The organism is Nocardiopsis sp. NPDC007018, assembly GCF_040635075.1.
In the GTDB taxonomy this organism is placed as follows: Bacteria; Actinomycetota; Actinomycetes; order Streptosporangiales; family Streptosporangiaceae; genus Nocardiopsis.
In genome coordinates this window covers 131,310-152,652 of sequence record NZ_JBEYHA010000008.1, presented here as the reverse complement: position 1 = coordinate 152,652, position 21,343 = coordinate 131,310, and the positions used below count along the sequence as shown (strand labels likewise).

At 71.3% G+C, this 21,343-nt stretch carries 18 protein-coding genes, 1 tRNA gene and 1 pseudogene; 12 read left to right on the top strand and 8 right to left on the bottom strand.

The genetic code is table 11. The features are described 5' to 3' along the window. From ABZ635_RS06550 to der, 5 genes are all read left to right on the top strand, one after another. Nucleotides 1-1,324: pseudouridine synthase (locus tag ABZ635_RS06550; protein ID WP_357759898.1), on the top strand; the 1,324-nt coding region annotated here is incomplete at its 5' end. A gap of 115 nt (nt 1,325-1,439) precedes the next feature. Then, the gene (gene aroH / locus ABZ635_RS06545) at nt 1,440-1,802 is read left to right on the top strand and encodes a chorismate mutase (RefSeq protein WP_357759895.1); all 363 of its coding nucleotides are present in this window, start codon (nt 1,440-1,442) and stop codon (nt 1,800-1,802) included. Nucleotides 1,803-1,907: 105 nt separating this feature from the next. Beyond that, nucleotides 1,908-3,050 carry a prephenate dehydrogenase gene (locus tag ABZ635_RS06540; RefSeq protein ID WP_357759949.1) on the top strand — a complete coding sequence of 381 codons (1,143 nt, stop codon included), beginning with the start codon at nt 1,908-1,910 and terminating at the stop codon, nt 3,048-3,050. A gap of 97 nt (nt 3,051-3,147) precedes the next feature. Then, nucleotides 3,148-3,837 (top strand): (d)CMP kinase, encoded by a 690-nt coding sequence (gene cmk / locus ABZ635_RS06535; RefSeq protein WP_357759893.1) that lies wholly within the window; start codon nt 3,148-3,150, stop codon nt 3,835-3,837. 221 nt (nt 3,838-4,058) lie between these two features. Further along, nucleotides 4,059-5,495, top strand: a complete 1,437-nt coding sequence (gene der, locus ABZ635_RS06530; protein WP_357759947.1) for a ribosome biogenesis GTPase Der — start codon at nt 4,059-4,061, stop codon at nt 5,493-5,495. Nucleotides 5,496-5,570: 75 nt separating this feature from the next. On the opposite strand, the pseudogene ABZ635_RS06525 reads toward der, so the two are convergent. Beyond that, a pseudogene (locus ABZ635_RS06525) lies at nt 5,571-5,753 on the bottom strand (hypothetical protein); the annotation flags it as partial. Nucleotides 5,754-6,029: 276 nt separating this feature from the next. Then, nucleotides 6,030-7,478, bottom strand: a complete 1,449-nt coding sequence (locus tag ABZ635_RS06520; RefSeq protein WP_357759890.1) for an MFS transporter — start codon at nt 7,476-7,478, stop codon at nt 6,030-6,032. A gap of 98 nt (nt 7,479-7,576) precedes the next feature. On the opposite strand from ABZ635_RS06520, the gene ABZ635_RS06515 reads away from it, so the two are divergent. Beyond that, nucleotides 7,577-8,074 carry a DUF523 domain-containing protein gene (locus ABZ635_RS06515; protein ID WP_357759888.1) on the top strand — a complete coding sequence of 166 codons (498 nt, stop codon included), beginning with the start codon at nt 7,577-7,579 and terminating at the stop codon, nt 8,072-8,074. Between the two features lie 48 nt (nt 8,075-8,122). Here the strand turns inward: ABZ635_RS06515 and ABZ635_RS06510 are convergent, their stop codons facing one another. Both ABZ635_RS06510 and ABZ635_RS06505 read right to left on the bottom strand, forming a co-directional pair. Continuing rightward, complete coding sequence (locus ABZ635_RS06510) at nt 8,123-8,671, bottom strand: dihydrofolate reductase family protein (RefSeq protein WP_357759885.1); 549 nt, start codon at nt 8,669-8,671, stop codon at nt 8,123-8,125. Next, nucleotides 8,668-9,621 carry a helix-turn-helix domain-containing protein gene (locus ABZ635_RS06505; RefSeq protein WP_357759882.1) on the bottom strand — a complete coding sequence of 318 codons (954 nt, stop codon included), beginning with the start codon at nt 9,619-9,621 and terminating at the stop codon, nt 8,668-8,670. The genes ABZ635_RS06510 and ABZ635_RS06505 overlap by 4 nt, the downstream gene beginning before the upstream one ends. 151 nt (nt 9,622-9,772) lie before the next feature. Here ABZ635_RS06505 and ABZ635_RS06500 point away from each other — a divergent pair. Beyond that, a tRNA-Pro gene (locus ABZ635_RS06500) sits at nt 9,773-9,846 on the top strand. 50 nt (nt 9,847-9,896) lie between these two features. Here ABZ635_RS06500 and ABZ635_RS06495 read toward each other — a convergent pair. Then, nucleotides 9,897-12,122 carry an APC family permease gene (locus ABZ635_RS06495; RefSeq protein ID WP_357759879.1) on the bottom strand — a complete coding sequence of 742 codons (2,226 nt, stop codon included), beginning with the start codon at nt 12,120-12,122 and terminating at the stop codon, nt 9,897-9,899. Between the two features lie 200 nt (nt 12,123-12,322). Here ABZ635_RS06495 and ABZ635_RS06490 point away from each other — a divergent pair, with 200 nt between their 5' ends. After that, complete coding sequence (locus tag ABZ635_RS06490) at nt 12,323-12,730, top strand: Rid family hydrolase (protein ID WP_357759875.1); 408 nt, start codon at nt 12,323-12,325, stop codon at nt 12,728-12,730. A 9-nt stretch (nt 12,731-12,739) separates the two neighbouring features. Here ABZ635_RS06490 and ABZ635_RS06485 read toward each other — a convergent pair whose 3' ends face one another. Both ABZ635_RS06485 and ABZ635_RS06480 read right to left on the bottom strand, forming a co-directional pair. Next, nucleotides 12,740-12,964, bottom strand: a complete 225-nt coding sequence (locus tag ABZ635_RS06485) for a helix-turn-helix transcriptional regulator (RefSeq protein ID WP_357759872.1) — start codon at nt 12,962-12,964, stop codon at nt 12,740-12,742. Beyond that, nucleotides 12,964-13,461: a DUF2975 domain-containing protein gene (locus ABZ635_RS06480; RefSeq protein WP_357759869.1), complete on the bottom strand. Its 498-nt coding sequence runs from the start codon at nt 13,459-13,461 to the stop codon at nt 12,964-12,966. Before ABZ635_RS06480 ends, ABZ635_RS06485 begins: the two co-directional genes overlap by 1 nt. A 154-nt stretch (nt 13,462-13,615) precedes the next feature. On the opposite strand from ABZ635_RS06480, the gene ABZ635_RS06475 reads away from it, so the two are divergent. The 3 genes from ABZ635_RS06475 (at nt 13,616) to ABZ635_RS06465 (ending at nt 18,147) form a co-directional block, all read left to right on the top strand. Next, entirely contained in the window at nt 13,616-14,716 is a 1,101-nt protein-coding gene (locus ABZ635_RS06475) for an NAD(P)-binding domain-containing protein (RefSeq protein WP_357759867.1), read from the top strand. A gap of 117 nt (nt 14,717-14,833) precedes the next feature. Continuing rightward, complete coding sequence (locus ABZ635_RS06470) at nt 14,834-15,898, top strand: glutathione S-transferase C-terminal domain-containing protein (RefSeq protein WP_357759864.1); 1,065 nt, start codon at nt 14,834-14,836, stop codon at nt 15,896-15,898. A gap of 884 nt (nt 15,899-16,782) precedes the next feature. Beyond that, nucleotides 16,783-18,147 (top strand): HNH endonuclease, encoded by a 1,365-nt coding sequence (locus ABZ635_RS06465; protein WP_357759861.1) that lies wholly within the window; start codon nt 16,783-16,785, stop codon nt 18,145-18,147. A 181-nt stretch (nt 18,148-18,328) separates the two neighbouring features. Here ABZ635_RS06465 and ABZ635_RS06460 read toward each other — a convergent pair whose 3' ends face one another. After that, a complete protein-coding gene (locus ABZ635_RS06460; protein WP_357759857.1) occupies nt 18,329-20,089 on the bottom strand; it encodes a TIGR03767 family metallophosphoesterase in 1,761 nt (586 codons plus the stop codon). Nucleotides 20,090-20,563: 474 nt separating this feature from the next. Here ABZ635_RS06460 and ABZ635_RS06455 point away from each other — a divergent pair, with 474 nt between their 5' ends. Then, nucleotides 20,564-21,337 (top strand): hypothetical protein, encoded by a 774-nt coding sequence (locus ABZ635_RS06455; RefSeq protein WP_357759854.1) that lies wholly within the window; start codon nt 20,564-20,566, stop codon nt 21,335-21,337. Nucleotides 21,338-21,343 lie beyond the last annotated feature (6 nt).

Genomic DNA, 21,343 nt, shown 5'->3' with positions numbered 1-21,343 from the left:
AGACCGGGACGACCGGCGTGGTGGCTACCAGGGTCGCGATGACCGTGGTGGTCGTCCGCAGGGTCGGGACGACCGTCGTGGTGGTTTCCAGGGCCGTGACGACCGGCGTGACGACCACCGTGGTGGTCGCTATGACCGGGACGACCGGCGTGGTGGCTACCAGGGTCGCGATGACCGTGGTGGTCGTCCGCAGGGTCGGGACGACCGTCGTGGTGGTTTCCAGGGCCGGGACGACCGGCGTGACGACCGTGGTGGTCGCTCCTACGACCGCCGCGACGACCACCGTGGCGGCAACCGCGACGAGCGCCCGCGCCGCGACGCCCAGGGGCGTCGTCTCCAGAGCCGCGACACCAAGGGCGGCGGCTACCAGCGCCGCGACGACAAGCGCGGAGGCCGTCCCCAGGACCGCCACGACCGGCCGCGCCGCGACCCCGACCAGCGTCCGGTCCGCCGCGACCACGAGCCGGTCAGGGACGTCAAGCGCGAGAACCAGCTCTCCAAGGCGGCCCGTGAGCGGCTCCAGGCCCTGCGCGCGGACTACAACCCGCGCGACGAGGACCGCCACGAGGGTGACTCCCGGGACACCTACACGGACGTCCCCAACGGCATCCGCCTCCAGAAGGCACTGGCCGCGGCCGGTGTCGCCAGCCGACGGGCCAGCGAGGAGATGATCGCCGCCGGACGGGTGAGCGTCGACGGCCAGATCGTCAAGCGCTTCGGCGCCCGCGTCGACCCCGAGGCTTCGGAGATCCGCGTCGACGGCATGCGCGTGGTCACCGCTCCCGACAAGCTGTACTTCGCGCTCAACAAGCCGCGCGGAGTGGTCAGCACCATGTGGGACCCGGAGGGCCGCCCGACCCTGGCCGACTACGCCGGTCAGACCGCCGAGCGCATCTTCCACGTGGGTCGGCTGGACACCGAGACCGAGGGTCTCATTCTGCTGACCAACGACGGTGACCTGGCCAACCGCCTCACCCACCCGCGCTACAAGGTCGTCAAGACCTACATCGCGAAGGTGCCCGGCCCGGTGCCGCACCGCGTGGTGCGCGAGATCCAGAAGGGTGTGGAGCTGGAGGACGGGCCGGTCAGGGTCGACTCCTTCCGCGTGGTCGACAACGACGACGCCCAGGCCATGGTGGAGATCCGTCTGCACGAGGGGCGCAAGCACATCGTGCGCCGCCTCATGGAGGCGGTGGGCCACCCGGTCGCCGACCTGGCGCGCACCCAGGTCGGCCCGATCGACCTCAACACGCTGCGCCTGGGCACCATGCGGGCGCTCAGCTCGCGTGAGGTCGGCGAGCTCTACAAGGCCGCGGGGCTCTGACCCGAGGCTCTGTCGCTACAGTTGACGGCGGTCGCACCCTGTGTGGGGGCGGCCGCCGTCCGCCGTCTTTCCCTGGCGGGCGGCACCACCGGCGAGGACGAGGGCGGGGACGAACGTGGCGGTACGGGCCATTCGCGGTGCGGTGCAGGTCGACGCGGACGAACGCGAGCAGGTACTGGAGGCCACGACCGAACTGGTCTCCGAGGTGATGCGGCGCAACGGACTCACCACCGACGACGTGATCAGCGTGTTGTTCACGGCCACCCCCGACCTGACCAGCGAGTTCCCCGCACTGGCGGCGCGCGGTGTGGGCTTCGCCGACGTGCCGCTGATGTGCGCGTCCGAGATCGCCGTGCCCGGCGCGCTGCCCCGGGTGGTGCGGCTGATGGCGCACGTGGAGACCCCGCTCGCGCGCACCGAGGTGCAGCACGTGTACCTGAGGGGTGCCCAGGCGCTGCGCCTGGACATCGCCCAGTAGCGTTCCCGAGCGGACCTCGGCGGCGGGGCGGGACTCCAGGTCAGGAGGTCGTACCCTGGGACCGTGCCCGCGACCTCCGTGGGCGCGGTGAGGCGGGGGGGTGCCGTGGGCGAGGAGACGACCGGGGCGGGCCGGACGGGGCCGCTACGGGTCACGGTGGTCGGGACCGGTCTGATCGGGACGTCCGTGGCCCTGGCCCTGCGGGCCCGAGACGCTGACGTCACCCTGAGCGACCCGGACGCCGCCTCGCTGCGGCTGGCCAGCGACCTCGGGGCCGGGCGCCCCCTGCACGAGGCCGGTGACGGGGCCCCCGCCGACGTCGCGGTGATCGCCGCCCCGCCCGCCGTGGTCCCCGCGGTGCTGCGCGAGGCCCAGCAACGCAAGCTCGCCCAGGTGTACACCGACGTGGCCAGCGTGAAGACGAGCGTCCTGGAGGGCGCCGAGCGGCTCGGCTGCGACATGGCGACCTTCGTGCCCGGCCACCCCATGGGGGGACGGGAGAAGCACGGTCCAGGCGCGGCCCGCGCCGACCTCTTCCTCGGCCGTTCCTGGGCTCTGTGCCCGACTCCCGCGACGGACCCCGGGTCCGTCGAGGCGGTGGCCGCCCTGGCCCGTCTGTGCGGGGCCGATCCGCTGGTGCTGGACGCCCGGTCGCACGACCGGGCGGTGGCGTTGGTCTCGCACGCCCCGCACGTGGCCTCCTCCGCCGTGGCGGCCCGGCTGCTGTCCGGGGACGGCGACGCGCTGTCCCTCGCCGGACAGGGGGTACGCGACGTCACCCGGATCGCCGGAGGCGACCCGGGCATGTGGACGGAGATCCTCACACACAACGCCGGGCCCGTGGCCGAGGTGCTGCACGGTGTCGCCGCCGACCTGGCCGCCACCGCCGACGCCCTGCGCGACTGGAGCGGTGCGGAGCACGGCGCCGACCCGCGGCGGGGACTCGAACCTGTTCGCGACCTCCTCGCGCGCGGGCGCTCCGGCCAGCGGCGCATCCCCGGCAAGCACGGGTCGGTCCGCAGACCCGACTACACCGTCATCCCGGTGGTCATCCCGGACGAGCCCGGCGCGCTGGGCCGTCTGTTCGCGGCGGCCGCCACGGCGGGCGTGAACATCGAGGACGTGCGGATCGAACACAGCCCCGGCCTCCCGCTGGGTGTGGCCGAGCTGTACGTGCTCCCCGAGGCCGTGGACACCCTGGCCGGGGCGCTGTCCGCGGACGGCTGGTCGGTGCACCCCGGGCTGTGAGACGGCCCCGTCCTGCGGACCCCGGCGCGAGGGTAGGCTGGGGCGTCGGCGGCAGCAGGCGCCGACGCAGGCACAGTGAACTCGGGAGTCAGCAGCAGTGAGCGCGCAGGGCAAGGGCATCGTCATCGCCATCGACGGTCCCTCCGGGTCGGGCAAGTCGAGCACGGCCAGGGGTGTCGCCAGGGCGCGGGAGCTGCGCTACCTCGACACCGGGGCCATGTACCGGGCCCTGACCTGGTGGATGCTGGACCAGGGCGTGGACGTCCACGACGCGGCCTCCGTGGCCGCCAACGTCGGCCGTCCGGTCATCACCATGGGCACCGACCCCTCCGCCCCCTCCGTGGCGGTCGACGGCCGCGACGTGGCCGTCGAGATCCGGGGAGAGCAGGTCACCACCAACGTGAGTGCGGTCTCGGCCGTGCCCGAGGCGCGCGAACTGCTGGTGCGCACCCAGCGAGAGGTCATCGAGGCCGCTCGTCTGGAGAGCGCCGGTATCGTGGTGGAGGGGCGTGACATCACGACCGTCGTCGCCCCCGACGCCCCCGTCAAGCTGTTCCTCACCGCCAGCGCCCAGGCGCGGGCGCAGCGGCGCAGCAAGGAGGTGCGCGGCTCCGACGTCGCGGCGACCCAGGCCGACCTGGCCCGCCGGGACCGGCTGGACTCCAGCCGTGCCCACTCGCCGCTGACCCAGACCGCGGACGCCACCGAGCTCGACACCACGGGCCTGACCCTCGACGAGGTCGTCGCCCTGGTCGTCAAGCTGGCCGACGAGGCCCGAGAGGGCTAGCACGACCCGCCGGAGACGGCGGCGGGTCGGGGAGAGACCGGCCACACCACCCCCGCCAGGGGGAACACACGAACATCCACGGGGGTTGCCCCCCGTGGCAGGACACGGGCGCCCGCGGTGGCGCCCGTGGGCGATTCACGTGGCGATCGCGCTGAATCCTTCGACATCCTCGCGGCACGCATCCTGGGCGCGTGGGGACCTGGAACCGGGAGTACGAGTACATGAGTGAGTTCGACGTGTCCGACGTGGGCACCGCCTCCGAGGGCGAGGAGACGGCACTGCCCGTCGTCGCCGTGGTCGGTCGGCCCAACGTCGGCAAGTCCAGTCTGGTGAACCGCATCATCGGCCGTCGCGAGGCCGTGGTGGAGGACGTCCCGGGCGTGACCCGTGACCGGGTGGCCTACGACGCCGAGTGGCAGAACAACCGTTTCACGCTGGTGGACACCGGCGGCTGGGAGACCAGCGTCAGCGGGCTGGCCGCGATGGTCGCCCGCCAGGCCGAGTACGCCGCGCAGACCGCCGACGTCATCCTGTTCGTGGTCGACGCGACCGTGGGCATCACCGACGCGGACGCCGCCGTCACCCGGGTGCTGCGCGCCACCAAGAAGCCCGTGGTGCTGGCCGCCAACAAGGTGGACGGCGGGCAGCAGGAGGCCGACGCCCTCGACCTGTGGAACCTGGGGGTGGGACAGCCGTTCCCGATCAGCGCCCTGCACGGTCGCGGCACGGGCGACATGCTGGACGCCGTGGTGGAGGCCTTCCCCGAGACCCCGGCGGGCGAGGCGGAGGACGAGGAGGACGGCCCGCCCCGCATCGCTCTGCTGGGCCGCCCGAACGTGGGCAAGTCCAGCCTGCTCAACCGGCTCGCCGGTGAGGACCGCGTGGTCGTGGACTCGGTCGCCGGTACCACCCGCGACGCCGTCGACGAGCTGATCGAGCTGGGCGGCCAGACCTGGAAGTTCATCGACACCGCGGGTATCCGCCGCCGGTTCCGCGCCCTCCAGGGCGCCGACTACTACGCCACGATGCGCACCGGCACCGCCCTGGAGCGGGCCGAGGTGGCCGTGGTGCTGATGGACGTCAGCGAGCCGCTGGCCGAGCAGGACATCCGGGTCGTGGAGCAGGTCGTGGAGGCCGGCCGCGGCCTGGTCCTGGCGTTCAACAAGTGGGACATCCTCGACGAGGAGCGCCGCACCTACCTGGAGAAGGAGATCGACCGCCAGCTGGCGCGGGTCTCCTGGGCGCCCCGGGTGAACATCTCCGCGATGACCGGCCGCCACATGGAGCGGCTCGTCCCCGCGATCGAGACCAGCCTCGCCGGGTGGAACCAGCGCATCTCCACCGGTCAGCTCAACAACTGGCTCAAGGAGCTGGTGGCGGCCACCCCGCCGCCGGTGCGCGGCGGCAAGCAGCCCAAGATCCTGTTCGCGACCCAGGCCGGTGCGCGTCCGCCGCACTTCGTCCTGTTCACGACCGGTTTCCTCGAGGACAACTACCGCCGGTTCATCGAGCGTCGTCTCCGCGAGGACTTCGGTTTCGAGGGCACTCCGGTGCACATCAGCATGCGCATCCGGGAGAAGAAGAACGGGACTCCGGGGCGCGCGTCCAAGGGCAGTGTGCGTCCGGACCGCAAGCAGCGCGGCGGTGCCCGCCGCTGACGGCCGACCCGACCCGAACGGGTCCGGGGTTCGCAGGGGGTGTCCCAGCCGGGGCGCCCCCTGCGTCGTGCCCGCCTACCGGGCGTGCTCGGTGGCCGGGGCGCCGCTCCGGGGCGCGGACCCCGGACTCGGCGGTCCGACCAGTCGGCGCAGCAGTCGTTCGGCTGGCCCCCGGTATCCGCGCCGACGCATGAGGTCGGCGGCGACCAGGGAGACCATCCAGGTCAGGGCGGCCACGCCGAGGGCGGCTGTCAGGCCATCTCTCGCGAGACGATGAGGGATGCTGCCCCCTACTGTGCTCCGCTACGCAAGCTCCGCGGTGTCGCACAGCGGGGGCCCGCCCGGGTTTGGCTGTCCGAGCTTCATCGGCGTGGTGAGAGGCAGCCTGGCTCCGTGAGAAATCCGCGCCGCCAGGCGTCCCTTGAGGGTGGTGGAGGGCGACGGGCGGGCGCAATGATCCACACAACAGGCCCTTGACGCGGGTGAGGGGGCGCCCCCAGGGAACGCCCCCTCACCCGTGCCCGACCCTCCGGTTCAGTTCTCCGTCGGCAGACGCCGGACGTTGCCGTTCCACTCGCCAGGGAGGGACTCGCCGCTCTCGCGCGGTGAGGGCGGGCCGCCGGAGGCGCCCGGCCTCCGCTCCGGGACCGGGATGGCCGGAGCGCCCGGCAGCGGCTGGCCCGCGCTCTCCCTCATCCGCCACACCACGACCAGTCCGACGGCACTGGCCGCCATCACCAGCCACGCCGGCGAGTACAGGTTCCCGGTGGCCTGTACCAGGGACTCCGAGACCAGCGGTGTGGTGCCGCCGAACAGCGCCACCGAGACGTTGAAGCTGATGGCCAGGGCTCCGTAGCGGACCTTGGTCGGGAAGAAGGCGGGGAGCGCCGCGGGGCCCGCCCCGGAGAAGTGCACCAGAGTGACGGCCAGCGCCAGCACGCCCAGCGAGGCCGCCCACAGACTGCCCTGTTGCAGCAGCCAGAACGCGGGCAGGGACAGCACGATCCCGAGCACGCAGCCCGACATCAGGACCGGTCGGCGGCCCACGTGGTCGCTCGCGAACCCGAACAGCGTCACCGTGAGCAGCATGAACACCATGGCACCCAGCGTCACCACCAGGGCCAGGGTCGAACTGTAGCCCAGCACCGCCTCAAGGTAGGTGGGCATGTAGGCGGTGACCATGTAGTTGTTGACGTTGAACACCATGACCAGACCGATGCACAGGACGATGGCCCGCCACTGGCCCACGATGGTCTCCCTGAACTGGCCCTTGCGGCGCTCGCCCTCCTCGTCCTTGGCGAAGCCGTCGGTGTTCTCGTTGAAGACCGGGGTCTCCTCCAGCTTCACCCGCAGGTAGAGACCGATGGCACCCAGCGGCAGGGCCAGTAGGAACGGGATGCGCCAGCCCCAGTCGTGCATGGTGTCGGCACCCAGGAGCAGGGTCATCACGGTGACGATGCCCGCGCCGCCCACGTAGCCGCTCACCGTTCCGAACTCCAGCCACGAGGCGAGGAACCCCCGGCGCCGGTCCGGTGCGTACTCGGCGATGAAAGTGGTGGCGCCGCCGTACTCACCGCCGGTCGAGAAACCCTGGAGCATGCGGGCGACCAGCAGCAGGATCGGCGCGGCGATACCGATCGACGCCGCGGACGGGATGAGGCCGATGGCGAAGGTACTGACCGCCATCAGCAGCATGGTCGCGGCCAGCACGCGCTTGCGGCCGATCCGGTCGCCGAGGGGGCCGAAGAACATGCCGCCGAGGGGGCGCACGAGAAAGGCCGCGGCGAAGGTCGTGAAAGTGGCGATGAGCTGCACACCCGAGGACTGCGACGGATAGAAGACCAGCCCGATCGTCACGGCGAGGTAGCTGTAGACACCGAAGTCGTACCACTCGGTCGCGTTACCGATCGCCGCCGCGACCACGGCCTTGCGCGTGGTCCGGTGCTGGGTGGTCAGGGTTGGCTGACCCTGCTGTTCGCTCACGTCTCCCCCTCGGTGAAATCACCAGAAGTACCCAGATAACCACTTGGGGTAGCCAAAGCGTGGGAGGCGTACGTGTCGCCCGACGGTAGCGTGGCAGCATGCGCAAAGTGCTGGTCAGTGCCTGTCTCATGGGACGCCGGGTCCGTTTCGACGGACGGGCCAAACCGGTGGATGACGCCACGATCGAGCGCTGGCGCGCGGAGGGGCGGTTGGTGGTGCACTGCCCCGAGGTCGCCGGGGGACTGCCCGTGCCCCGGCCGCCCGCCGAGATCGAGCCCGGCGCCGACGCGGCCGCGGTTCTCGCCGGTCGGGCCACGATCCGTACCCCCGAGGGAACGGACGTCACCGAGCACTTCGTCTCCGGAGCGCGGGCGGCACTGGCCACCGCGCGGGCCCAGGGCGTGGCGGTGGCCCTGCTCAAGGAGTCCAGCCCCTCGTGCGGACTGCGCGAGGTCTACGACGGGACCTTCACGGGGCGCCGGGTGCCCGGCGGGGGAGTGACCGCGCACCTGCTCCGCGAGAACGGCATAGCGGTGTTCAACGAACACGAGGTGGCCGAGGCCGCCGAGGCCCTGCGTGCCCTGGACACCGGTTGAGGGGCGGCGGGCGCCGTCGACGTCGCGCCGCCCCCCGGCCCAGGCGGGTCAGCCCTTGACCACCTCGTAACGCAGGCAGGCGAAGGCGCCCGCGAGCCTCACCTCCAGCGGCCTGAGCTGGACTCGACCGTCCAGCAGCGGAGCCCCGCTGCCCAGACTGACCGGCGCGACGGACACCGACACCTCGTCCAGCAGCCCCAGCCGAGCCAGACGTGCGGCGATCCGCCCTCCACCGACCACCCAGATGTCGCGGCCGTCGGCGGCCCGCACCATCTCCGCGTGCAGGTAGCGCAGCTCCTCGTCGGTGTCGGCACTGGCGAAGCGGAGGTCGCCCTCGATCCGGGGTAGCTCCCGGTGGGTGAGTACCCAGGTGGGCGCCTCGTAGGGCCAGGGCCCGCGCCCCTCGTGTTCCAGAATCCACTCGTAGGTGGTCGCCCCCAGGACGATGGCCCCGGCGTTCGCGATGAACTCGGCGGTCGAGTCGATCGCCTCACCCTCCTGCGCGCCCTCGACGGCGAACAGCCAGTCTAGGGAGTTGTCCTGGTCGGCGATGAACCCGTCCAGACTGGTGGCGGTCTCGTAGACGGTCCTGCTCATGTCGCGTCCCCCTGTTTCCTCGGTGTGTAGCGTTTCGGCAACCACTCCAGTGGGTCGCCCTGGTCGACCTCCACCCCCGCCGCGCGCAGCATGCGCCGCGCGTTCAGCCTGCGGTGCGCGGAGTAGGTGAGCACGTGCGCCACCACCCCGCCGAGCAGGAAGCTCTCCGGAGGGTCGCACAGGGCGTCGATCAGCCGGTCGCCCCACGCGTCCCGCCGACCGATGTCGGTGACGGTGGCGATCCACCGCGCCCCCGCCTCCTCGTGCCTGACTCGCAACGACTCCGGGTCGTCGGCTCCCCGGGCGGGTGTGTCCGCTCCCTCGATGGAGGCGAGCCACGTCTCCTTGCCCGCCACCAGGCGGTCCAGGGTGGCGGCGATCGACCCCTCCGGGCCGTCCCAGGACAGAACGGTCAGCTCCGGCTCCCGGACTCTGCGGTACTCCTCCTCCGGCAGCTCGGCGGCGATCCGGATGAGCAGTGCGGTGTCGTCCACGTCGTGGTGGACCTGGAGTACGGTCATGTCCATGCTGGGTCGTCCCCTCGGGTCCTCCTCCACCCACAGGTGGATCGGCGGGTGGAAGTGGACGCCGTTGGGTGCGGGCAGCCAGCGCCCGCTGCCCGACGTGGTGGCGCTCGGCGGATGCCCGAAGGCTCGGGCGAAGGCCCGGGTGAACCCCTCCACGGACGCGTACCCCGCCTCGAACGCCGCGTCGGTGACGCTGCGTCCCTGCCCGATCCGCCAGGCGGCCCGCTCCAACAGCACCCGGCGGCGCAGGGCCACCGGCGACTCACCAGTGCCCGCGCTCAACTGGCGGCTGAAGTGGAAGGGGGAGGCGTGGGCCCGCCCCGCCATGGCGCTCAGCCGCGAGTTGTCCTCGTCCAGGACCGCGTCGAGCAGTTCCCGCAGGCGGTCCCGCCCGGTGGGGGGAGCTGTGGTGGGTTCGGTCATGCCACCAGTATGTTCCGGGGGGCCCCGCCGCCGCTTGACCGTTCTTGCGCAGTGTCGGCGCGACGGGGAGGGCGCATCGTGGTGCGAACCGCCCGGAGGATGCGATAGAGTCGTTCCCGTTGGCGGGGCGGAGACGCCGCCGCCCAGCGGCCGGGACGTAGCGCAGTTTGGCAGCGCACTTGACTGGGGGTCAAGGGGTCGTGGGTTCAAATCCCGCCGTCCCGACAGACGAAGGGCGTTCACCCAGGTGAACGCCCTTCTTGCGTGCCTGCCGACTAGACGTGGAACGGCACGCTGGTGACCACGATCTTGGGCCGCTCCCGCAGCGCATGCCGGAGCCGGAAGGCCATCCTGTCGTGCAGCAGCCGGTGCCGTCGGTGCGCGGGCACCAGCTCCGGGAGGATCACCGTGATCGTCAGGTCCGGGCGCTGTTCGTGCAGCGCGCCGACGTAGTCCACCAGCGGGGCGATGATCGTCCGGTAGGGACACACGACCACCTCCAGGGGGAGGTGGTTCCCCCAGTGCCGCCAGTACCGGGTCATCCGCTCGGCCTCCTCGTCCGTGGGGCTGAGGTGGACCGCCAGCACCGGTTGCTGGAGCGAGGCCGCGTAGGCCAGGGCGCGGATGTTGGCCAGGTCCAGGGTCTCCACGGCGACCACCGAGAGGTGGTGGATCTCCTCCGGCGTCTCCTCCGCCTCCGCCTCCGTGCCGTCCCTGTCCGTCCCCCGCTCCGACCGTTCCGGGCCGGGCGGAACCCGGTCCGGAGGACAGAGCGGTGCGGGCGGGGTGTTCCCGGGCAGGGAGGCGGTGTGCGGATGCAGGCGCAGTGCCCGCCCGACCCTGTCGTAGTGGACGCGGATGCGCAGTGCCAGGACGACGAACACCACCACGGCCAGCAGCGCCACCCAGGCACCGGCGGTGAACTTGGCGATCGCGGCCGTCACGAACACCACGGCGCACATGGCCGCCCCCGCCGCGTTGAAGGCGAGGCTCTTGCGCCAGTGCCGGGTGCGTGCGCGCCACCAGTGCACCACCATCCCGCTCTGGGAGAGGGTGAAGGCCAGGAAGACCCCGACGGCGTAGAGGGGGATCAGGGCGTTGGTCTGGCCACCGAAGGCGACGAAGATCAACGCCGCGGAGACGGTCAGCAGGAGGATGCCGTTGCTGTACGCGAGGCGGTCGCCCATGCGCATGAACGGGCGCGGCGCATGGTGGTCGCGCGCCAGGAGCGAGAGCACCCGGGGGAAGTCGTTGTAGGCGGTGTTCGCCGCCAGCAGGAGGATGCCCGCCGTGCTCGCCTGGAGGAGCGTGTACATGACGCCCGGGCCGAAGGTGTGCTGACCCAGCTGGGAGAGGACCGTCTCGTGCGGTTTCGGCAGAGTACCGGTGAGCAGTACGAGGGCCATGATCCCACCGAAGAGCGCCAGCAGCATGGAGACCATCCAGGTGAGGGACGTGCGGGCGTTGCGCCATTCGACGGGCTTGAAGGCGGGCACGGCGTTGCTGATCGCCTCGATGCCCGTCATCGCGGTCGCCCCCGAGGAGAAGGCGCGCATGATCAGGAACAGGGTGACCCCCGTGGTGGCGTTGACCTGCGGAGGAGTGGGGGCCGGAAACCCCTGGCGCGCGGACTCGACGAGGCCGACGACGATCATCGAGCCCACACAGACGACGAACAGGTAGGTGGGCGCGGCGAAGATGAGGCCCGCCTGACGAATGCCCCGGAGGTTTCCGGCCAGCAGAAGGGCGATGGCGCCCAGACCGAGGGGGACGGCCGACCCGCTCAGCGAGGGGACGGCCGAGGTGATCGCGGCCACCCCCGCCGCGATCGACACGGCCACGGTGAGCACGTAGTCGACCATCAGACCGCCCGCGGCCACCAGCCCCGGCACCCGGCCGAGGTTGTCGCTGGTCACGATGTAGGAGCCGCCCCCGTTGGGGTAGGCTCGGATGGTCTGGCGGTACGACAGTCCCACGGCCAGCATCAACAGCATGACGGCGAGGGCGATGGGCAGCGACAGGGCCAGCCCCGCCACACCGGCGATGACGAGGATGGTGATCATCGCCTCGGGCCCGTACGCCACCGACGACAACGCGTCGGAGGAGAGCACAGGCAGGGCGACCAGCTTGCGCATGCGTTCGCGGACCAGGGCCGTGCTCTTCAGGGCCGGGCCGAGGAGTACCCGCCGGACCCGGGAGCCGAGCGGGCTCGTGGAGGAGGAACTCAGGGCCCTGACCCTCGACACCTCGGACGCCCGCTTCTCGTCGCCGAGTTCGCTCACGGTGACGAAGCGCTCGTAGCGCGGCGGGTGGATCTGGTGCCGCGCGGGGTAGCTGCCGACGTTGGGGTCGACCGGGAGGGCGTCGCGCCACTCACGGGGTGGGCGGGTGACGCGGGACCACTGGTCGCCGACCTGGTGGAGCGTTTCCAGCTGGTCGGGTGTGAGGTCGGGAAGCGGGTCGCTCGGATCGGGGGGACGCGCGGCGCTCTCCTGGGTCATGGGCCCAGTGTCGTCCACCGGTGATTCCCGGATCGGCATTTTCGCCGTGTGTCGCACCCGTCCCCACCTGTGTGGACGTCGGGGCTACGGAATCCGGTCGACGGTGTGGAAGGCGGGTGCGACAGGCGGAAAACCGGTGGGGTCGGCGCGGAGGTGTGGCTATCGTTCCCGGTGTCCCATGCTTCCCACCGGAGACCTCCATGAACAGTGCCGTGACCCTTGTCCGTTCCGCCGCCCTCTCCGACGCCGCGGAGTACGCGTACGCGGCCACCGTCCCGCCGGGCGTACGCCTGGTCTTCCCCGCCGGTTCGTGCCCGCTCGCCCCGGACGGGACCACCGCGGCGGTCGGAGACTACGCGGGCCAGGCGGCCGTGTGCGTCGACAACCTGCGGACCGCCCTGGCCGAGGCGGGGGCCGCGCTCACCGACGTGGTCAGCACCCGGGTGCTGGTGGCCTCCTCCTCCCAGGACGACCTGGTCGCCGCCTGGGAGGTGGTCAGGGACGCCTTCGGTGAGCACGACGTCCCGAGCACCCTGCTGGGCGTGACCGTCCTCGGCTACGACCACCAGCTCGTGGAGATCGAGGCCGTGGCCGCCGTCCGGGAGTGACGGCGGCCCTCAGGCCGGTTCGCGGGCCTCGTCCGGAACCCGGCGCAGGACGTCGCCGGGCTGGCAGTCCAGGACCCGGCAGATCGCGTCCAGGGTGGTGAACCGTACCGCCTTGGCGCGGCCGTTCTTCAGCACGGCGACGTTGGCGGGGGTGATCCCGACGGCCTCGGCGAACTCCCCGACCGACATCCCGCGCCGGGCGAGCTGGACGTCGAGGTCGACGACGATCGCCATCAGACGACCCCGGCCAGCTCGGTCCGCAGGCGTGTGGCCCTGCCCAGCAGTCCGCGCATGAGGACGACCAGCGCGGCGAAGGCCGCTCCCGCGACACTGGTCAGGGCGGCGGCGCCGAGGGCGGACACCGCCTCCATGGCGCCGTTGGCGAAGGGCATGTCGGTCACGGCCAGGTGGACGGCGACCCCGGCGGCGAGCAGCGTCCCCACGAGGCTCGCGCCGATGACGAGGTCGACCCAGGGCAGGGCCCGAGCGTCGAAGAGCGTGTCGTGTTCCACCATGCCGAGGAGCTTCCAGGTGGCGGCCAGGGCGACCTGGACACAGGCGACGCCGAGGATGCCCAGGACCGTGTAGGGGACCACGATCGGTGCGTACGGCGGGAAGGACGCGGCCTCCTCGGCGATCGCGCCCGGAATGACCACGATCTGTCCGAAGAGGCCGAGGGTGATCGCCCCGACGACGAGGGTGCGCAGCAGAAGGGTGATGTAACGGTGCATCTGTCGATTATCGATAGATGTCTATCGAAAGTCAATAGGAGATGCGTCGTGTGCGCCCGGTACGACGACCGACACCGGCCAAGGGAACCGTGGCAGGCATGAACCGCGGCGCCCCGTTGTTCCCCACTGGTGGCGGACAACGGGAGGAGCGGTCGTGGAGCGTGTTCGGGACGTACTGCCCGAGACGGCGGACGCGGTGGTCATCGGTGCCGGACAGGCCGGGCTCTCGGTCGCCTGGCACCTGCGGCGCCTCGGACTCGAACCCGGCACGGAGTTCGTGGTCATGGACCGGGGGCCCGACACCGGCGGAGCGTGGCAGTTCCGCTGGGAGTCGCTCCGACTCGACGACGCCCACAAGGTCGACGACCTGCCCGGCATGCGCGAGATGGGCCTGAGCTTCGCCACCGCCGACGCCTCCCGACCCGCACGGGACGTGGTGCGCGACTACTACGAACGCTACGAGCGCTGGTTCGGGCTGCACGTGGTGCGGCCCGTCCGGGTCGGCTCGGTGCGCGCACGAGGCCACCGACTCCTCGTCTCCACCGACAAGGGAGACGTCGCCGCACGCGTGGTGGTCAACGCCAGCGGTACCTGGGCGCGGCCCTTCCGGCCCCATTTCACCGGGGCCGCCGACTTCCGGGGCGCGCAGGTGTCCACACCCGAATACCGTGCCGCGCAGGACTTCGCCGGGATGCGCGTGCTCGTCGTGGGCGGCGGAACCTCCGCCGTCGGCTTCCTCCGCGAACTGGAGGGCGTCGCCGCGAGCACGGTGTGGGCCACCCGGCGGCCCGTCGAGTTCGTCAACGACCCCCAGGGCGGCGTACGCGCCGTACGGCAGGCCGACCAGGCGGCCCGCGCGGGGCGCCCGCTGCCCAGCATCATCAGCGGCACCGGGCTGCCCGCCACACCGGACAACCTCGCCGCGCGCGACCGGGGCCTCCTCGTGGCCCGGCCGATGTTCACCGCGATCGAACCCGACGGGGTCCGCTGGGCCGACGGCTCCTTCACCCCCGTGGACGCGATCGTGTGGGCCACCGGGTTCCGGCCCGAGCTCACCCACCTCTCCCCGCTGCGGCTGCGCGAACCCGGCGGCGGCCCGCGGGTCGAGAACGGCCGCTCCGTCAGTGAACCGCGCCTGTTCCTGGCCGGGTACGGTCCGCAGGCGAGCACCATCGGCGCCAACCGGGCCGGACGCGCCATCGCCCGCCAGGTCATGGCCGAACTCGGAGCCGCACGGCCGACGCGGCGGCACTGACCGCCCTCACCGCGCGAAAACGGGTGATTCTCCCTGTGGACCACCGGCTCCGCCGCCTCCCCGACGGCTAGGGTCGGTGACGTACCCACTCGATCCACACCGTCGGAGGTAGCCGGTATGCGGGCCAACAAGCTTCCCACCGAGGAGATCAAGCGCGCCCCGGCGGCCTTCGCCGACCGGGTCACCGCGGACGGCCGGCACGGGCGCACCGCCGAACCCGGACGCTACCGGCTGGTCATCAACCGGGCCTGCCCGTGGGCGCACCGGGTGGTGATGACGCGCAGGCTCATGGGCCTGGAGGACGTCGTCTCGTTGGCCGTCACCGACCCCGTTCAGGAGATCATCGAGGGCGACCCGCACTGGGTGTTCACCGAGCGCACCGGCAGCCCCGGCGGCCGTGACCCGATTCTGGGCATCCACGCCCTACGAGAGGCCTACCTGGCCCGCGACCCCGCCTACGACGGCGGGGTGAGCGTGCCCGGTCTGGTCGACGTCACCAGCGGCCACCTGGTCTCCAACGACTTCGACCAGATCAGCGTGGACTTCGCCACCGCATGGGGCGGACTCACCCGCCAGGGCGCGCCCGACCTGTACCCGCGTGACCTGCGGGAGGAGATCGACACCGTCAGCGCCGAGGTCTACCGCGACCTCAACAACGGCGTGTACCGGTCCGGGTTCGCGCCCGACCAGCGCCGCTACGACCGGGCGGTGTCCGCAGTCTTCGACCGGCTGGACGCCCTGGAGGACCGCCTGACCCACCGCCGCTACCTGGTGGGCGACCACATCACCCTGGCCGACCTCCGGCTGTGGGCCACCCTGGTCCGGTTCGACGCGGTCTACCACGGCCACTTCAAGTGCAACCGGCGCACACTGGTCGCGTATCCGGCACTGTGGGCGTACGCGCGCGACCTCTTCCAGACGCCCGGGTTCGGAGACACCACCGAGTTCGAGCACATCAGAGTCCACTACTACCGGGTGCACACGGCCATCAACCCGACCGGAGTGGTGGCTGTCGGACCCGACCCCCACGCCTGGCTCACCCCGCACGGTCGCGAGGAGCTCGACGGACACCCCTTCGGTGAGGGCACGCCTCCCGGCCCGGTGCCCGCCGTCGAACGCGTCCCGCCACTGGAGGTCCAGGACCGCCCCGCAGGCGGCACCTGGGACGCCCCCGTGGTCTGAGCCGGATCTGAGTCGGGATGGAGTCGGGTCCTCACCGGGCGGAGCCCGGCTGTCTCCGGGCAGGCAGGTGATGTCCGGGTAGGGGACGCGAAGAAGTATGTCGGGGAGAAGCACGGGTGAAGACTGAATTCCGGGATCGCATAGGTGCGTGAGTTCGGGCACTTCGCCGCCGAACGAGAAAGGCGGGGCGATACCCCTTCTCTCCCCGCCGCGTGAGTGTGGCCGCTTGCGCTGCGCGCGTCGAGGTCGTCGCGTCGTGGACGTCCAGGAAGGGCGCTCCACCGTGACCCGCTTCGCTCCATCGGCCGGTGAGCGGTCACCGGGAAAAGGGGGAGGGACGGGAAGGGGCAACGGCCCCAAGGGGCCAACAGCCACCTCGACGTTTTCCCACACCTGCGCTCATCGTTCATTGCCTCCGGGTCGGTCATGCGCCCCGGCGTTTCCCCTGGCCGTTGTACGTCGGGCCGGTGTGCGTCGCGGCCGGAGTACGTCGGGCCGGGTGTCGCGGCCGATCAGGCGCCCAGAGAAGCAACAACAGAGATCGCCTACGGGTGGGTGGCCCCGGTTATCCACAGGTAGGCAAGGCTCGCTGGCGACCTGGGCGGACGTCGTTCTAAGGTCGATATTGGGGAGCCTAAAATCCCTCCCATGTCGTGCTGTCCGAAATCCGAACGGACACCCCCGAGAGAGTGCCCCCTAGCATGACATTGCGACGCTTTTCGAGTTATCCACAGAGTCGATAGTACATTTGTTTTGTCGAATGGCCAGGGTTTTATGGCCGACCGGATATGGAATGTGCTGGGGTGATTCGCTATTGTGGAGACATGGACCTATTCCCTGAAGTGCCCACTCCCTCGACCGGACACCGCCCGGCCGAGGAAGTGATGCGCGCTGCCCGGGAACAGGCCGCGCTCTTCTTCGACCGGGAATGGGCGCCCGGGTCCGAGGGTGAGGTCCTGGACCAAGCCACCCGCGTGTGGGAGGAACTCGACCTGATCAAACTCCACCTGGTGGCCGCCGTGGCCCGCGTCGAGGCCAGCGGACAACTTCTCGACCAGGGCGGTCAGCGGGACCTGGCCACGTGGATGCGCCATTCCTTCGGCGTCAGCGCTACCCAGGCCAACGAGATGGCCGGGGTGGGACGCGCCACCGCCCGGCACACCTTCGCCGACACCACCCGCGCCCTGCGATCCGGGTCGCTCTCGTTCGGGGAAGCGGCCGCGGTGGTCAGGAGTGTGGAGCGGGCGGTGGACCGGCTCAAGCTCAACACCACCGACCACCCTGACCCCGACCTGTTCCGAAAGAACATGGAACACGGACTGCTCGCCTTCAAAGCCGAACACCCCACCACCTCCGTAGTCGGTCTGGGCCGGGCCGCCCTCCAACTGGGGGCCCGGCTCGACCCTCACCGGGCCGAACGCGACCACGCAACCGCACACGCTCAGCGTGGAGCCCGCCTGTCACGCACGGACGCAGGGAGCTTCCTCTTCCAAGCCTGGGGTTCGGCCGCGGACGCGTTGCGTGTGGAAGCGGTGCTGGAGGGGTTCGCCAACCCCCACGACCCTGAGGGCGGTCTGTCTCGGGAGCAGCGGACCTTCGACGCGTTCCTCAACGCGGCTTCCTTCGCCCAGACCCACCACGGGTGCGAGAGGGCGCCCTCTCCGGTGGCGATGATCAGCGTCCTGATCCCCGCGACCACCCTGGCCGGTGCCCCGGGCGACGACCCCGCCACCACGGAGAACGGTCGGGTCGTTCCCACCAGCGCGGTACGTGAGCTGCTGGGGGAGAGCCTGGTGCGGCACCTGATGGTGCAGCACCGCACCGGCGCTGTGCTGGACGTGGGGCACGAGTACCGGACCGCGACCCCGGCCATCAAGACGGCGGCGTTCGCCGGGCACACCACGTGCGCCTGGCGGCACGGGTGCGACGTGCCGTTGAAGTGGACCCAGGCCGACCACATCATCGAGTGGTGGCAGGGCGGCCGCACCAGCGCCGAGAACATCCAGCCCCTGTGCTCGACCCACAACCGGCTCAAGCACCGGTGGGGACTGCGCAAGGACCGCACGATGTGGGCGGGCAGGAACAGGGGCCACCCACCGACACCACCGGGCTCAGCGCCCGACCCACCTCCCGGGCCAGCGCCGCCACCAGCACGTTCCACCACACCGGAGTCACCGGAGCCGCCGGAGCCACCAGATCCGCCGGGACGGTCAGGGCTCGTGCCCCGTCCACGCCCACCCAGCGAATAGTCCACCGCCAACCCAACCCGATGAGACAGGCTCAGCTCCTACCCCGGCACGCCCACCACCAGGAGGGAGACACCACCATGCGCAGCCTCCGCGGTGGCGCTTGCCGTACTCGTTGCTGGTGCTGCTGTTCGGCGTGGCGGTGGCGGGGGCTCCCCGCGCGGTGCGGGGAGCCCCGTCCGTCCTAGCGTCCCGGGTGGCGGGCGGCGACCAGCAGCTCGACGTTGCGGTCGAGCGGTTCGCCGTAGTTGGCCGGGTCGGCGTACAGGTCGTTCACGGACAGCTCCCGGTACAGCGAGGCCAGTCCGTCCACGGAGAAGTCGCCGTGGTCGACCTGGTAGGGGCTGTCGGCCTCCAGCAGGGTGGTGAACAGCGACATCGTTCCGTCGGCGTTGTCGACGATCTCGATGCTGCGGGCCATCTGCGGGTGGTCGATGTGCGAGGCCGTGTTGATCTCCCAGAAACCGCGCTCGGGGGTGCTGGAGGTGTGTGCCCGCACCTTGTTGTAGTGGGTGTGCCCGTTCACCCACGCCAGCACGTTGGGGTAGCGCTTGAGCATGCGGACCAGGATGTCGCCGATGTAGCGGATCTCGGCGGGTCGGCGCCGGTCCGGCAGCGGGTTGGTCATGGTGTCGCTGGTGTGGTGGCTGAACAGCACGAACAGCTCGTCTCCCACCTGCTGGGTGCGGCGCCGCCCGAGCAGGTCGTAGTAGACCGAGCTGGAGGCGTGCAGGGTGCGTTCCAGCCAGTCGTACTGGGTCTTGCCGATGGAACCGTTGGCCAGACCGGCGAGGGTGGTCGTGTCCATGCTGATTCCGGTGATGCCATCGGCGATCCGGAATCGGTAGAAGCAGTTCACTCCGTCCGCGTTGTCGTCAGTGAACCCGTGGCCGACCGGGCCCGGGCCGGTGTTGGCCTCCGCCAGGTGGGCGGCGACGAAGCCCGCGGTGTCGAAGGGGGCGCGTCGTTCGTCGGGGGTCACCCGGGAGGTCAGCGCGGCGGTGGTCACGGCATCGGGGTCGGCCTGTTCGACCTCGTCGGGGACGTCACCGAGCTGGTCCTCGTCGGTCATGGCCTCGGCCATCTCGGCGGTGACCCGTTCGTCGGCGAACATGAGTTTGCGGTCGCCCACGTAGACGTCGCCGAGGGTGCCGGCGGGCAGGGTGCCCGCGGGGGTGTTGTCGTGGTTGCCAACAGTGCAGTACCAGGGGACGTCCAGCCCGGGGCTGGTGAACTCGGCGGTGGCGGCGGACAGCAGCCCGGGCAGGTGGGGGAGGCCGCCACGCGCCTTGTACCGGTCGGAGCGTTCGCTCTCGGGTTGCCAGTACAGCTCGGAGCCGCAGTTCTGCACGCCCTCGAACCGGTTCGGGTCGCCGGTGTTGGGGGTGAGTGCGCCGCCGTTGAGGATCGACATGAGCCATTCGAGCTCGATCTGCTCGTGGTTGTCGGTGTTGTCGCCCGTGGTCATCATGAAGTCGAAGGGGCGGCCGGTCACGGGCCCGTTCCTGAGCGAGTTCACGCGGGAGACCAGCGCGGACGCCCCGACCATGGCGAGAGCCTCCTGGGGCCGGTGCGCACTGGAACCGAGGATCGGGTGGGTGTACTCGAAGCGCACGGGGCTCTGCACGTCGAGGATGTGCAGGTCGGTGAACTGCACGAAGGCACTCAGCGGCACGCGTCGGTCGTCCCGACCGGACTGTGCGGGGACGAGGTCCTCGCGTACGCGCAGGGGCCAGCCGGGTCCGGCGGTGAGGAGTCGGTAGCCGTCGCCGACGGGGGAGGCGACCTCGGCGAAGGTCGTGCCCTCGGGGTTGACCACCCGTTCGAGGGTCTCCCGTACGAGCCGGTCGTGGGTGGATGCCGAGACGGGGAGGGCGGGCAGGCCGAGGGCGAAGCCGAGTCCCGCTGAGGCGGTGAGGAATCCGCGCCGGTTGAGGGAGGACATGGGTGGCGGCGTCCTTTCGGCCCGGGGAGGGCCTGTGGGGAGAGCGGGGCGCCGTCATTTAAGGCCGAAGTCAGGGCGGGTGGCAACGGGGTTCGCGCGCTGGGGCCGCAGCCGTGCCGGTGCGGCTCGCGGGCGGGTGGGTACGATCACCGGTTGGGCTCCTTCCAGGTGCTGGGGCTCCGGCGGGGTGTCACCGAGGGTGATCATCCGGCGTCCTTTCGCGCGTCGCCGGGGTGTGGCGGGTTGTTCTTCTCGGCCGTGGCGAGCCGTCACAAAGGTGAGTACTTCTCATGTTTGGCCGGATGCGGCCAATTCTTCCCAGGTCCCGGCGGTCGACGGGCGAACCGGTCCGCTCTCGCTGGCACACTTTGCTGGCGCCCGGGGCCGGGGCGAGGGGTCCTGGCCGGGACACGAGCGAACGGGGGAATCCATGGACAGGACCACGAGACCCGAACCGGGCCGGGAGGTGCGGTCGTGAGTTGGTCGGACCCTTCGCACGGGAACCCGTACCCGGTCCCCCAACATCAGGGGCGCCCGCAGCCCCCGCACCAGCACCCCCAACACCCGAACCACCAGTGGCGGGTTCCGGTGGAGGGCCTCCCCCAGGGGTGGACGCGCTCTCCCGGCTGGGCGCTGCCGGGCGAGCCGTGGACCCTCACCGCGCGCCCCGAGGGAGACGCGGGCACCTACCTGCGCTACCTGCTGGCGTTCAGCCCACTCCTGGGCGTGTTCTTCCTCGTCATCCTGGTCCTGGCGTCCATCTTCTTCGAGACGGCCAACCCCGGGACGGGGGTGGCCGGTGGAGTCGTCGTCGGCGCCCTGGCCACGCTGTGCCTCACCGCCATCCCGATCCGCAACACCCGGCGTATGCTCATGGGCACCGTCGTGGTGATCTCCCCGGTCGGGGTGGAGCTTCGCGACCACATGGGGTTCGAGGTACGTCTGCGCTGGCGGGACGCCACGCAGATCGGCAGGACCATCGACCGTGTGGCGGCCGGTCCGGGCGTCGGGGTCGGCGGGCGGCAGGTCCAGGTCAAGGACCTGGAGTCCCGTGGTCTGGTCGGCTGGGGGGAGAGGGTCATCCCCGAGAGGGCGGCGCGCATGAGGTCCGTGCTGTCCGCGCAGCCCCGCCACCCCCAGACCGGCGCCGAGCTGGTCGCGGTCTCCTTCCAGGCCGCGGGCGGCAGCGGGTGGGACAACCCGCTGGTGGACCAGGCCCGCCGCCACCGCCCCGACCTGTTCGGCTGACGCGAC